This window comes from Niallia sp. FSL W8-0635 (genome assembly GCF_038007965.1).
Classification (GTDB): Bacteria; Bacillota; Bacilli; order Bacillales; family Cytobacillaceae; genus Niallia.
In genome coordinates this window covers 62,053-76,905 of record NZ_JBBOYD010000002.1, presented here as the reverse complement: position 1 = coordinate 76,905, position 14,853 = coordinate 62,053, and the positions used below count along the sequence as shown (strand labels likewise).

The following is a 14,853-nucleotide window of genomic DNA, read 5'->3' as shown; positions in this document are numbered from 1 at the left end:
TACTAATCACTAGTAAAAACACTCGAGAAAACTACTGTAAAAAATAAATTTTGATTAGAGTACAAAAAACATAAAATGATGTGTGTTTTCTAACTCTAAAAACATATGAAGTTGGGGTTTGAAAACATAAAAAAATATAAGTTTATCAAGGGTTAACATCATCCTCTGTTAAGGATGTCCGCTCACGGACAAATAACCTTATCCGTAATAGGATATCCGTAAGCAGTTGGAATTAATTAAAAAAGTCAGCATTTTTTATAAAATCACGAGTGTATAAAAAAGTGAATAAAATATGAACTGTTTCATCTAAATTTTATAGGTGAAGGACAATGAAAATGGGAGTCATCTATATTCGAGTTAGTAATCTAATTGCGAATAAACTGACTTATAAGTCTTCTTTTTAGAAGAAGCCATGTTAATCTCTCGTTTATGTTTGATTAATGTAAAAAGTATGTTTAGAGTAAGGAAAGTGTTTATTGAGTTGATGTAAGAGTTACGTAAAACATTGGTTTATATGAATGCTATTTGCAGTGCTTATATAATTTAGATGTAAAACCACTATGAAAAAACAAATTAAATAAGTAGTAACTAATAGTGGTAACCATATCATTTGCTACTTATTTATGGAACTGTAATATATAAAAAATATCAAGGTATATAAGGTTTTTAATATAGTAACTAAATATAGTTACTATATTAATTATTTAATATAAAAAAATACCTTCAAATGATAGCGAAATAACTAAAAATACTAATTTGTGACTTTTAGATAAATTAAATTTATTTTTCTAAGCAATAATTACTGAAAATTAAGTGAGATAACTTATAATCGATCCATAAAGTAACTTATTTTAGTAACTATGAGTAAATCGTTGATATTATTGGGTTTGTGAGATATATTTCATATGATATTTTATTTATTAAAAGTGTAGACACTTGAATTAGTAACTTTAATTGGTTATTATATATTTAAATTATAAGAATATCTTAGTAAAGGAGGATAATATTGGACTTAGAGCTTCATCAAAAATATAAAAATACAAAATTTGATCCAGAAACATTAGATTTATTCACCGATTTAATATCTAATGACACAGTATTAAAAAAAGTATTTCTCTTTATTGCAAAGAACGAAAAGGACAGTATTGTAACAGTTGGAGAAATATCTGAAAAAGTACAGGTAGAACGAAAACATAGAGTTGAAAAAAATAAACGTTATTCATTTGTTTGCAAGGATGATTACATACATAGAAAACAAGCGGAAAAAATAGTTGAGCGTTTGTTAGCAATGTCGTTGATATATTATAAAGCTGTTCCACCATATAAGCATTTGTTTTTAACTATTCGCGGCAAACAAGTAATTCAAAGACTTTATGGATGAAGAAGATTATTAGTAAATAAGGAGATGAAAATAATGGCTAAAACATTCACAAAAAATAAACCTGCTATTAACATTACTATGGTTGGGTTTGGACAAGCCGGTTCAAGAATGGCAGATCAATTTGCAGCTATAAAAAATGCTGATGGTACTTCTGTATATAATTGTCTAGCATTAAACAGTAATGATGGTGATTTAGCGGGATTAAAGCACATCACTCCCAATAATAGAGAGAGTCTAGAGCTGGGTGGTTTAGGTAAGAATCCTGAAGAGGCAATGCAAATTTTAGAAACAAATGAAAAAGTTAAAGAGCAACTAAAAAGTTTCATAAAAGATAGAGTTAGACCGACTGACGACTTAGTAATGTTTTTTGCTGGTCTAGGTGGCGGAACGGGTACCTCTACTATCGTAAAGGCAATTGAAGAATTTTATGAATATAACAATAAACCTAAAATTCAAGAAGAGTTTAATAAATTAAAAGAAAAATATGGTATAGATGAGATAAAAAAAGAGCCAAAAAAATACTTAATTGAGGCTACTAAAATTGCTCGTAAGCGATTTACAAAGATTGGTGTAGTGGCTACTATCCCTACTAGAGCGGATGGTCCTGATGTATTAAGACAAGTAAATAATTTCACTAAAAAAATTGATGATATTGCCAAAAACCCTAATAAAGGTGTAGCATTTGTAGTCTATCCTGATAACCAACTAATGTATGAAGAGTTCAATAGTTTACTAGAAAATGAGAGAAAAGGAATTGAAAATTACCGAGACTATGCAAATATTAAACTAGTTGAAGAGTTTCATGAACTAAATACTGCTACTACTGGTGGTGGAACCTCGGTTACTTTTGATAGTGCTGATTTTAGAAGAACAATTTTAGAGCATCAAGGTTGTTTATTCATAAGTAAGGTAACTAAACCTGCTTCTGAAATAAAAAATGGTCATGATATTAATAAAATGTTTTCTGAGTCTCTCGATAAAAATAGCTTTCACGATCCTATAGAATTGATTAATCCAGAGACAAATCAAATGGCCAAAATTCACCATATAGGGATTTTAGCTATTATTGATTCAAAATTAAAAGTTGGTAGTTCTTTTATTGATGATGCTAGAAATGAAATTATTAATAAATTACCCCTAAACGGTACTGTTTTTTCTGGGTATATTGAAGAACAAAATGATTTTTCTGTAACTGTTTATACATTTTTTAAAGCGGAGGCATTTCCTAAGCGATTGGCTAAGGGATTAGTGGAAGAATATAACGAATTTAAAGAAAGACAAAAACAAATAACCTATATGTCCCAAGGCATTGAGCAAATTAGTGAAACTAACGAAGAGGATGATTTTGATCTTTCTGAACTGGCTGCAGAACTAGGAGTGGAAGATCTTTTTGAAGAATCGGTTGGAGAAGTAGCATCTTCTAAGGATGATGAGGATATAGATATTGATGATATTTTACAACAAATAAATGAGAATGAATTAAAATAAGATAAAAAAAGCAAAGAATCGCCCTATTCTTTGCTTTTTTTTGACTTAGATACTTTTTTTCATGGAACAATTCCGGCATTCCCTAAGTAGTTTCCCCTTCGATATAGAACTTTTAAAATGTGCCATATTACAATTGTCGCATCTACCACTAATCCTGTCAGGATATAAATTATAATCATAGATTTTATTTATATCAATTTCTTCTTTCGTTAAATAATTATTCATCTCATTACTTCCTTAATTTATAGTCAATAATGCTATTATAATCTATTTGTTTCCCCTATTCGCTTAAATTCTTTCGGAAAGCGCATTCATTATAAGAGAAAGTTTATGTAAATGGTTGTTTTATGTGATGTTTACGTTGAATTTTATAGATAAAGTGTATATTAACATGGAATTAACGAACTCTATGAGATTTACCAATGAAAATACTACGTAATAATGATGTAATTTATATATTAATCTTATGTACTTATGTAAGTCTTACGTATTTATGATATAAAATTTATGTAACATAATATTTATTTTACGTAATGCTTACAAAAGTTTTTTATAAAGTTTATGTAGAGTTGTTGTAAGGTGATGATTAATGTAAGGATAATTTGCATTGATGGTATGTAAAAATGTCGTTTACTTCCTTTGATTTTTTGGTTCTTTCCGTGTAAAATCAATTGTAAAGTGTCATTTTTGACAATAAAAGTGGTAGGAGGTGCGGTGAATGAGTGAAATTTCTATGAGAGAATTATTAGAAGATGAATTTAAACTTGATCCTCTTTATAATGTTGCTATTATTCGTGAATTAGAAGATTACATTTGGACTGAAAAAATTTTAAGTATGAGTAATGAGCGAACTTACGATACTGTAGAAGCAAGTAAATTTATTGGACGTGCTGATGCAACTATAAGATATTACTTAAGACATGAGCTAAGTGATATTTATATAAAGCCGGAAAAACAAGGGAGATATTATAAATTAAGTTATTATACTATCTTTAAAATTCATTTAGTCTCTATATTAATAGATATAGGGGGGTTGTCTACAACTGAAATACTAACTGAGTTAGGTCATAAAACTACAACTGTTCCTTCTAGTAAAAATACACCTTTATATGACGATCTTAAAAAGTTATCTCAATTTGTTGAAGCTTCTTATAAGTTTAATAATCAGTTGTTAGTAAAAATGCAGCAGCAAACGGTTTTGTTATTATCTTATGAAAAAAAGTTGAGTAATTTAAGAATTGAGTCAGTAAACATTGATAGAAAAATTGCTGATGCTAAATCCGAGGTTACTGAACTTAAAAATGATTCTATGAGCAATTATCTCTTGGAAAGGCAAGACCAAATTTTAGTTGCCTCATTAAAGAAAAAACCAAAAGGTTTTTTTAGTAGATTTAAAAATGATTCTAAAGAAGAACTTATTAATATAGAAGTAGATAAACAACTTAAAGAAAAGCAAGAAGCTGCTGTTCAAAGTAAGACTGAGTTATTAAAAGAAAAGATTGATGGCTATTATAAAGAATTGAATAGTATACAAGAAGAAATAGCTGAAATGGAGCAAAAATATGAACTAGCTCTAAGGGAACAGGAAAGAATTCTTGAAGAGGGGAAATACTCGGTTCAAAACTTTCTAAATAATCCTTTAGAGAACAATATAATAGATTGAATATTCTGTCATATTGTTTTATAATAATGGTATATAAATGAACTGAGGTGGTTTTAATGTTTTTACTTAAAACAAAAAAATCTGAAAACATTATTTTAAATACAATTGTAATAGTATCTATTTTTACTCTAGTTGGATCAATACTAGTAAGCATATAAAGGGTACTTTTAAATAAAAAAGGCTAAGTTAATTGTACTTAGTCTTTTTTTATTGATTTGTTTATAATAATTTCTTTGTTAATCGTTATGTAATAGTAATTAAGAATTGGCTGTATGGATTATCTTCTGATAGGACTTAGCCTTTCTAAATTTTGGCGCGAGAACCGATAACCTTCTTTTTTAATTTTCATAAAATCATAGTAATATCTACTCATTTTACATTTTTTCCAAATAATTAACATTTTTCAAAAGGTATTTAATACCAAAAATAGAATAAGTACATTGTAACTAACAGTTATAAAAATATTAAAAAGGAGTGTTCCCAAAAATGAAAATTAAGAAACTAGTTCTGAGTGCTACTGTAGCAATAGCTATTGTAGGTGGTTCTGCTATTCCAACTTTTGCGGCATCAGGAAATACTGAAAGCCAACTAACTTCAGCAAGTAACGAACTATCTACTCCATATGTGAATTTAACTGCATATGCTGCAGATTCATCAAGTGTTACTATAAGTCCGCCTGAATGGAAAGCGGTGTCAGGATCTGTGGTTGGTAAAGGTCAGTATGGTAAAAAAAAGCTTTATTCTACTGGGGTTGCAGGTTTATGGGTGCAAGAAAAGATCGGAAATAATTGGGTAACTATGGGTGGATCTGCTGGTTTACAATTGTTCGAAGAGGGTGGCGAAGCTACGCAAGATTATTGGATGGAAAAAGGTAAGGAGTATAGGATCGAAATAATCTCAGGTACTGCGTCAAAAACAACTGGAACTATAAGAAATTCACTATAAAAATACACTCAATTGAATCAATTTCATACCAATTTCCCTTATTTTGTATCAAAAACCAAGAAGTCGTCTTGCTAAAAGCAAAAGACGGTTTCTTGGTTTTTTTCAAGTCAAATTAAAAAGTCGATGCCGTATGGACTGACTTACTATAGGTGGTCCATTTTTACTTTGTCGGATACCCCTTAATGACATATTATCTTTTAACAATTACGTTAGAGTACATATATACTCTAAGCTTTTTAAAATAAATAACCAATACACATCATTAATGGGTATTTCCCTTTTAAAAACGTTAGATTAAAATGACATATTACTATCCATAATTTATACTAAAATATACTAAGGACTAAGTAAATAAAATTCTCGAAGTAGAGATTATAAGTTGAAATTACTATATAGTTTTTAAAAGGGGGATAGAAGATGAAGTATGATGGTTTTATTTCGTTTTTAGAAGAAAAGAATTATAGTGAAACTACTATAGCGAGTTATGAACTTGTTTTAAATCAATTCTTCTCATTCCTAAGACAACTCTATAAAAAGAAAATAGAATTATATGAAATCAAATCTAAAGATATAAGAGACTATCTTTCAACTCAGGGAGATAATCAGAAGGCAATCTCCACAATTAATAAAGAGTTGGCCATTTTAAAATCCTATTTTGATTATTTATGGGAAAGAAACAAAGTACCTATTGATCCAGCAGCAAAAATAAAAAGACTAAAGGTACAAAAACACCTGGATATTAGTTTGTTTTATGAAGATTTACTTAAGGTAAAGGAACTTGTAATAGCAAATACCAATTATACAGCAAAGCGAAAAGCATTGTTTATACTTGCTATGGAAGGATTAAAAGCCTCCGAATTTAAGTTTAAAAAGGATGATGTTTCTATAATCGATGATAGAATTAAGATTAATCTTTCCAATAGAGTCATTACATTGGATAACATTGATGCAAGTATTTTTCTTGAGTTTTATTATAATAATTTACTAAACGAGTCAGAGTATCTATTCACTTATACGGATTCAGTAAATAATAGAATAATACCTATTACTTTTATGGGAATACACTATCACTTAAAAAATATACAAAAGGATTATGATATTAATCAAGACCTGCAGTTAACAACTATTAGAAAAGCTCTGTGCTACTATTTATATATTAATAAAAAACTCGCAGTCCAACGTATAGCTTTGATTATGGGTATAGAAGAACAAACTGTTTCTATCTATTTAAGTAAGTTAACGAAGAGTATGAAAAGCATCTAAAACTTAATTAGAATCTAATATTATTAATAGGTTGAAATATAATAACTTTATAGGCTATAATACATTTAAATAAATCATTCAATGGGAAGAACCCAGAATAAACAGTTCTATAATAGAGCTGTTTATTCTGGGTTCTTTTTTTAGGGAGAGAAGTTGATTAATGGAAAGGGAAAACAGCTTTATTAACAAAGTTATTACTGCGTCCCTCTTAAGTGAAGGAGAAAAAGAAATACAATCAAGTTCGCGAAAACTTAAAGTTCCATTTAATAAGAAAAAAATTCTTTATTTATCTAACTTATTAGCAGAATACAAATTAGAAAATAGCGTGTCAGTGCAATTCAAAAAAGGAGAATTCACTATTCATAGTAATGCTTTAGGATTCTTCCTAAGCAATTGGTACATTAAAGACCATAAGATATTTAGTTATCGTGTTGATCCATCATTAATTGATAAGGAAGCTATCATAATTGCTGCTATTTTGTTTGGGGAACGAAAACAGGATTATATTAGCATACACTCCAGCATTCACAAGGATCATCTTAAAACTTTGTGCTTATGTATAAATAAAAACATCAATGTCCCAGTTTCTTTCCATGGGGATCGAATTAGAATTTTTAATGTTAAACAGTTCTTTATGAATGTTTTTAGAAATTCTTCGACTATTCATACAGCGGAACTTGTTGATTTTCTTACAGAACAAGAGAAAAAAGAAATAAAGGAAGGGAGTTTTTTATGAGATTTAAACCATTTTACTCTTCACTTTTGATCTCAGGTTTTATCATACTCTCAGGTTGTAGTAATGATCCATTTGTTAAGGAAGCGAAAAAAATAAATGAAACAAAGGATACACATGAAGAAACTGAAACTGATAGTAAATCCCAGGACTTAGAATCATTCTATAAGGATCAGGTACGGCCTTTAGATGAGGTTGTTGCTGAATTGGACGGTGAATCTGTCAAAATACTAGATAAGAAAGAAGTGGAAGTAAAATCTTCTTATGAAGATCCAGAGGAGTTTGCAAGGTATGCAGCCGATATCTTATACAAATTCCAATCTCTGCAAATTTCTCCTGAGGACTTCTACAAATTTATTTTAGACTATGGTAGTATTCAGACCGTTGAAGAATTACCACAAAAACACGATGCCATAAATATTTTCAAATCAATACAAGATTCCTATTTACAAGCTAATGTCAAAGGGGAGTCTTATGATATTACAGTAGTAAACTTAGATAGATTTAAAAGACAGGGGTACTTTTATCGCAAAGTATTAAGTACAGAAGGAATTAATTATTTTATTACTTCTATTTATAAAGAAGATGGTGCTTGGAAATATATTACTGATGAGCCATCAGATCCTTTTTATGAAGAATCCCAAGGAGGAAAAGAAAAATGAAAACTTTAGAAGAAATTCAGCAAAAAACAGAGGAAATGTTGATGTTACACTATCAAACAAATGGAGAGTTTAACAAAGATTTTTTTCTTTTGAACCAATATGTGCGTATACACCTTGAACAATTTATGGACGCAGAGAAAATTAAGGAATATGAGAATCATCTATTTAAAGTATCAAAATCTCTTTTATTTAATGGATATTTTATTGGGATGGAAATATTAAACAATCTAGAAGAGATATTTAAAGATGATGAAATATTTGAACAAAGTAATGCCAACCTTAAACAACAAACTTTTGATATGCTCCGTCAGGTCTTAGGTGAAAATGTAGAGGATACATTAATTACAGAACCACATAGAAAATTAACTGCAAAACTAGTAATAGAATATGAAAATATTCTTCCTACTTTATTGAACTATGCATTTTATACAACCGTTTTGGGTGTACAACTTGCCTTTCAAGATGAACGGGATAGAAGAGACATAAGTTTACCGAATCAAAATAAAGAGGGAGGAATATTAGCGAATATAGAAGATACACACTTCCTTTTTCCAGATGTATTTATGAATATTTCAGTTGTAAATAACAATGTAGAAGTATGGACAATTACCCAATCTTTTTGGAATGCTTTCGACAAGATAGGTGACATATTCGTGGCCGAAAATTCAGTTGGTGATCTCTATTTAAATGTGATAATGAAAAATTCATTATCTCTCGTTCAAAGAAACATGATTTTTAATCAAATTGAAGGTTTACTTAAAGAAAAATATAAGACGGGAAAATTAATTAAGACTATGGCAGTCGTTGAAGAGTTCTTTGATATTAGTGAAGAAGATTTCGGTGACATTGCATATTGAAATAAATTAAATAGAAATTTAAGACGAGTGTTGGTAAATAATAAAGTTCTTTAAAAATAAGGAGTATATTGTGATGATTCAATTAAATCATTATAAATATGAGCCAACATTGCATACTGGAAAACCTCAATGTGAAAAAGTGTTAGAATACCGATTCGCATACGAATACGAAGGTAATAGTTATCTTGTAGAAGGCCCAGTACCAGCGTTCGTGCAACCAGGGGCAAAGTAAATCTTTTTATTGATTCAGTCCTGAATCTAGGGACTTTTTTTATATTCTGAATTCCTATAAGATTTTGCTGATACGTATGATAAGGAGGAAAAACAAAGTGAAGCAAAATTGGGACTTAGAAGAACTTATTGAACATTTTACCGTTATTCCAGAAGAAATGCGTTTACTCGGAAACAGATATGGAGGAACACGACTGGGGTTTGCCGTTCTACTAAAGTTCTTTCAATATCAGGGACGTTTTCCAAAAGGGAAACAGGAAATAAGTAAAGATGTTATTCAATACATTGCCAAGCAAGTAGATGTACCTGCGGATTTATTTCAAGCGTACGATTGGGACGGAAGGTCAATTAAATATCATCGTGCTCAAATTCGCGATTACATGGGATTTAGGGACAGCACCCTTACTGATATGGAACAAGTAAAATCCTGGCTTCAGGCTAACATCTTACCGCAGGAGCTACAAATAGACAGAGTAAGAAAACATGTACTACATCACCTAAGAAAACAACAAATTGTTCCCCCAGCTCATGACCATTTAGATCGAAACATCAAGTCAGCCATTTATCAGTATGAGGACCGGATTTCTCAATCCATTTACTCTAAACTTTCTGATCACTCTCAATCTAAGTTAGATACATTTATACGTACTTGGTCCCATACAGAACAGATAGAAAAAGATCAAACCATTCTCAGTTTCCGAGAGCTTGTATCTGATCCTGGAAGAATCGGGTTAGACAGTTTATTTCAAGAGATAGAAAAACTACGAACAGTACGAGATATACAGCTTCCACCAAATTTATTCTACGGTGTTTCACCCAAGATGATCCGAACGTACAGACAGCGAGCTGTTTCTGAAGATATTAGAGAGTTGCGCAGGCATCCTGATCCGATCCGTTATACTTTATTGGCAGCTTTCTTTTGGTGTAGAGGTAGAGAAATTACGGATAACTTAGTTGAGCTCATTATCCAAATTGTTCATCGAATCGGTGCTCGGGCGGAACGAAAAGTAGAAAAAGAATTTTTACGGGATTTTCGTAAAGTAAGTGGGAAGACAAACGTATTGTTCCGCATGGCTGAAAAGGCAGTGGAACAACCAGACGGTATTGTGCGAGATGTTTTATTTCCTGTCGTAGGCGAAGATAAATTAAAAGATATTGTGAAGGAAATGAAACATACAGGTCCCTCCTATAAACAAAAAGTACATACTGTTATGAGATCCTCCTACGGTACTCATTACAGAAGAATGGTTCCAGCTTTACTTGATATTCTAGAATTTCAATCCAATAATGATGTGCATCGACCTGTGATAGATGCAATTGATTTACTTACACAATATAAGCTTACCAATCAGTATACATATAATGAAACAGATTATATCCCAATTGAAGGAATCGTTAAGCCAGGTTGGATTGATACGGTCATTGATAAAGAAACAAACCGTGTAAACCGAATGAATTATGAAATCTGTGTACTCCAAGCTCTGCGAGATCGATTACGTTGTAAAGAAGTATGGGTAGTCGGAGCTGATCGGTATAGAAACCCAGAGGAAGATTTACCAAAAGATTTTGAACAAAATAGAGAAAAACATTATGAAGCGCTTTGTAAGCCCCTTGAAGTACAAACACTTATTAACGAACTGAAACAGAGTATGAATACGGCTCTCGAGAAATTAAATAGAAGTGTTAAAAATAACTCCAAGGTACGTATATTGAGTAAGGGAAATGGCTGGATTTCTGTGTCACCTTTACAGGCACAGGCTGAACCGGTTAACCTAAATCTCGTAAAGGCAGAGGTCATGAAGCGTTGGCCCATGACCAATCTTTTGGATATTTTAAAAGAGGCAGATTTACGTGTACATCTGACAGATGTGTTCCAAACGCTAGGTAATCGTGAGATCCTTGATAAGGAAACACTGCAACGAAGACTTATTCTTTGCTTATATGGATTGGGAACAAACACAGGATTAAAGCGAATTGCGGCTGGTGAACATGGGGGAAGTTACAAGGACTTACTCTATGTACGGCGGAAATTCATCCATAAAGAGAACCTACGGCAAGCCATTTCAAAGGTAACCAATGCCATTCTAGATGCTCGTGTAACAGAAGTATGGGGTGAAGGAACAACTGCATGTGCGTCTGATAGTAAAAAGTTTGGGGCTTGGGATCAGAACTTGTTGACTGAATGGCATATTCGATATAGGGGACGTGGAGTAATGATTTATTGGCACGTGGAAAAGAACTCTACATGTATTTATTCGCAACTAAAATCCTGTTCTTCATCAGAAGTAGCTTCTATGATCGAAGGGTTACTTCGTCATTGCACAAATATGGAAGTAGAAAAAAACTACGTGGATACACACGGTCAAAGTGAAGTTGCCTTCGCTTTTTGTCATTTGCTTGGATTCCAACTAATGCCGAGATTTAAAGCCATTCATGCTCAAAAACTGTATCGTCCAGATGTAGGCATGCAAGACTCATATCCAAACTTACAGCCTGTTTTAACAAGAGCGATTAATTGGAGTTTAATTGAACAACAGTATGATCAAATGATTAAATATACAACTGCTTTACGATTGGGTACAGCTGAAACAGAGGCGATTCTCAAGCGTTTCACTCGTAATAGTGGGCATCCAACGTATCGGGCACTCAGCGAATTAGGAAAAGTGTTAAAAACGATCTTCCTTTGTGAGTATTTATCATCAGAAGAAGTCCGAAGAGAAATCCATGAAGGGTTAAATGTCGTTGAAAACTGGAACTCAGCCAATAGCTTTATTTTTTACGGAAAAGGAGGAGAAATTCAAACAAACCGAATGGAAGATCAAGAAGTCGCTGTACTTGCTCTCCATCTTCTTCAAAACTGTTTGGTGTTAATTAATACACTGATGATTCAAGAGGTACTTTTGGAACAAAATAAATCTCTTCTTCAAAAGTTAACTCCTGAGGATTTTAGAGCCTTAACACCATTAATCTATGCCCATGTAAACCCGTATGGGACATTTAAGCTAAACATGCAAGAACGTCTGCCAATTGAAAGATCTTCCTAAGAATTACGATATATCTTTTCTTTTTAAAGAGAAACTTACCGTCATGGGGTCCGGAAACGATTTAAAGAATAAGGGGTCACTATGAAAAACATCACCAAAAATCAAAAATTAGATGTTAAATGACCATAAATTGTGACAATTTGAACCCCCTTAGCGATTAAGGGGGTGATAACTAGAAATGTATAGAGTATTTATTATAACTAAATTATTAATTTAGATAGGCATGTTTAAACTTGACACCAAGTAAATATATATACTATGCGTGGTTATCTTATGGAGGTGTATGTATGCATAAATGTCATTGCTGCCAAGGCGCAGGATGTTGTCGTTATTGTGGTGGTGCTGGTATGTGCTGTTGTTGTAGTGGGAGAGGATGTCCTCATTGTCAGGGAAGTGGATGTTGTCCGTGTTGTCATGGTGGCAAAAGATGTGGTTGTTGTGGTGGATCAGGTGTTCAACCAATATAAAGCTTACTAATTCTATTAAAACGGGAGCTTGTTATCCTAAGCTCTCGTTTCTTATGTTTGTAGTGTTAGAAATCTAGTGAGTGTTAATTAGCGGTATAGTATAATACCATTGGACACATCAATCATTTTTACATAAGGGGGAAAAGGGTTGAGAAAAATAATATTTTCTTTAGCATTTTTAGTAGTGATGGCATTTAGTGGTTCTGTTTATGCAGCACAATCGGAAGAGATGGATTGTTGTCAATCAAAAAAAGAATGTATGGAAATGTGTGAGGAAATGAACTGTCAAATGGATTGTTGTGAAATGACAAAAAATGGAAAAATGAAAATGAAAGATTGTAAGAAAATGATGAAAAAATCAAATATAGATTGCTGTTAATTTAGTATAAAAGGATCTTCCAGTCGAAACAACCCATTGATTTTACTACATTTTAAACAGGGCACACTCAGAATAAACAAAAAAAATAAAAAGACCCTAATTTGGATTAGGGTCTCAGGCTGTCGACAAAGTCGGCAGCCATTTTCTTTATCTTGATAATGTTCAATATGTGGTATGTGATTCAAGTTTTTTTATGAGTAAATAGGGAAAAGTTACAAAGAATAAAAACATCACTAATGAAAATGGAGATGAATGATATGGCAGATACAAATCAAATGCCTCGGGAAGAGGGCATAGATCATAGCTTAAGCCTTATGAGAGAAGGATACATGTACATTTTGAACAGACGTAAAAGTTTTAATTCTGATATATTTGAGACCCGATTGCTAGGAAAGAAAGCGATTTGCATGGTAGGAAAGGAAGCTGCGAAAGTTTTTTATGACACTGAAAAATTCAAAAGGAAAGATGCAGCACCGAACCGGGCGGTTCAAACATTGTTTGGGAAGAATGGTGTGCAGGCATTGGATGGACAAGATCACAAACATCGGAAAGAAATGTTTATGTCCATCATGTCTCCTAAAGGACTTCAAAACTTAACAAACATTACAAAAATACAGTGGAAGACAGCACTAAATAAATGGGGACAGATGGATGAAGTTATTCTTTATGAAGAAGTAAAAGAAATCCTATGCAGAACAGCCTGCCAGTGGGCAGGTGTCCCGTTGGAAGAAGACGATGTTAAGGAATTGACAAAAGACTTGGCGGCGATGTTCGAGTCTCCGGCTGCCGTTGGTCCAAATCATTGGCTAGCGAGAAATGCAAGAAATAAAGTAGAAAATTGGATTGGTGAGTTAGTTGATAAGGTGCGTAATGAGGAAATAAATCCTCCAGAAGATACAGCTTTACATATATTTGCCTGGCATCGCGATTTAGAAGGGAATCTTTTGGATACCGAGACTGCTGCTGTGGAAGTGATCAATATCTTGAGACCTATTGTGGCGATCGCTATATTCATCAATTTCACTGCGCTGGCATTGTATCATTATCCGGAAGAAAGGGAGAAACTTGAATCCCGTGATGAAAAATATGCTCAGATGTTTGTACAGGAAGTTCGCCGTTTTTATCCGTTTTTTCCGTTTGTCGTAGCATTGGTAAAAAAAGATTTCACCTGGAACGGCTATAAATTTGAAGAAGGCACATTAACTTTACTGGATCTTTATGGCACAAATCATGACCCTGAAATTTGGGAAAACCCAGATTTGTTCAGTCCTGATCGGTTTGCTAAATGGGAAGGAAGCCCATTTGGCTTCATTCCGCAGGGTGGTGGTGATTACTTTATGGGTCATCGCTGTGCTGGAGAGTGGGTCACCATTGAAGTCATGAAAGTAAGTCTTGATTATCTGGCCAAGCGTATGGAATATGAAATTCCTAACCAGGATTTAAGTTACAGCATGGTGAGCATGCCAAGTATTCCCCATAGCAAAGTAGTGATAAAGAATGTTAAACGAAAGTTATAATTACACTAAATTTTCGTAGATAATTAGCTTATTAAGTACGCCTTTTGCCGAACAAGATAAATGACAAAAGTTGATTTCTTAATCACAGAAGTCTGTTTTATAAGGAAGACACCTTAATTAATGGAGAGTCAGCCGCAAAGCCTATTTTTCTCTAATAAAGAGATAAATTGGGCTTTTTATATTGAAAAACTCTTCAAGTTTTAAAACTGGCACCCTGACAATA

13 protein-coding genes are annotated in these 14,853 nt (G+C 32.4%); all 13 read left to right on the top strand.

Annotated elements, in window-relative coordinates; translation table 11 throughout:
* The first annotated feature begins 1,006 nt into the window (after positions 1–1,006).
* On the top strand, positions 1,007–1,381 hold the full coding sequence (locus NYE52_RS22660) for a hypothetical protein (RefSeq protein WP_047943194.1): 375 nt from the start codon (positions 1,007–1,009) through the stop codon (positions 1,379–1,381).
* A gap of 33 nt (positions 1,382–1,414) precedes the next feature.
* Complete coding sequence (locus NYE52_RS22655) at positions 1,415–2,869, top strand: cell division protein FtsZ (RefSeq protein ID WP_341195279.1); 1,455 nt, start codon at positions 1,415–1,417, stop codon at positions 2,867–2,869.
* Between the two features lie 718 nt (positions 2,870–3,587).
* Complete coding sequence (locus NYE52_RS22645) at positions 3,588–4,532, top strand: hypothetical protein (protein WP_047943196.1); 945 nt, start codon at positions 3,588–3,590, stop codon at positions 4,530–4,532.
* Positions 4,533–5,018: 486 nt separating this feature from the next.
* A complete protein-coding gene (locus tag NYE52_RS22640; protein WP_341195278.1) occupies positions 5,019–5,477 on the top strand; it encodes a hypothetical protein in 459 nt (152 codons plus the stop codon).
* 417 nt (positions 5,478–5,894) lie between these two features.
* Complete coding sequence (locus NYE52_RS22635) at positions 5,895–6,740, top strand: tyrosine-type recombinase/integrase (protein WP_047943198.1); 846 nt, start codon at positions 5,895–5,897, stop codon at positions 6,738–6,740.
* Positions 6,741–6,900: 160 nt separating this feature from the next.
* Complete coding sequence (locus NYE52_RS22630) at positions 6,901–7,476, top strand: hypothetical protein (protein ID WP_047943199.1); 576 nt, start codon at positions 6,901–6,903, stop codon at positions 7,474–7,476.
* The gene (locus NYE52_RS22625) at positions 7,473–8,135 is read left to right on the top strand and encodes a hypothetical protein (RefSeq protein ID WP_047943200.1); all 663 of its coding nucleotides are present in this window, start codon (positions 7,473–7,475) and stop codon (positions 8,133–8,135) included. Before NYE52_RS22630 ends, NYE52_RS22625 begins: the two co-directional genes overlap by 4 nt.
* On the top strand, positions 8,132–8,992 hold the full coding sequence (locus tag NYE52_RS22620; RefSeq protein ID WP_047943201.1) for a hypothetical protein: 861 nt from the start codon (positions 8,132–8,134) through the stop codon (positions 8,990–8,992). The genes NYE52_RS22625 and NYE52_RS22620 overlap by 4 nt, the downstream gene beginning before the upstream one ends.
* Before the next feature lie 73 nt (positions 8,993–9,065).
* Positions 9,066–9,224 (top strand): hypothetical protein, encoded by a 159-nt coding sequence (locus NYE52_RS22615; protein WP_161798403.1) that lies wholly within the window; start codon positions 9,066–9,068, stop codon positions 9,222–9,224.
* Between the two features lie 76 nt (positions 9,225–9,300).
* Positions 9,301–12,267: a Tn3 family transposase gene (locus NYE52_RS22610; protein ID WP_220040970.1), complete on the top strand. Its 2,967-nt coding sequence runs from the start codon at positions 9,301–9,303 to the stop codon at positions 12,265–12,267.
* 273 nt (positions 12,268–12,540) lie between these two features.
* Entirely contained in the window at positions 12,541–12,744 is a 204-nt protein-coding gene (locus NYE52_RS22605) for a hypothetical protein (protein WP_047943203.1), read from the top strand.
* Between the two features lie 138 nt (positions 12,745–12,882).
* Positions 12,883–13,113 (top strand): hypothetical protein, encoded by a 231-nt coding sequence (locus NYE52_RS22600; RefSeq protein ID WP_047943204.1) that lies wholly within the window; start codon positions 12,883–12,885, stop codon positions 13,111–13,113.
* 257 nt (positions 13,114–13,370) lie between these two features.
* Positions 13,371–14,630 carry a cytochrome P450 gene (locus NYE52_RS22595; RefSeq protein ID WP_047943205.1) on the top strand — a complete coding sequence of 420 codons (1,260 nt, stop codon included), beginning with the start codon at positions 13,371–13,373 and terminating at the stop codon, positions 14,628–14,630.
* Positions 14,631–14,853: the final 223 nt, after the last annotated feature.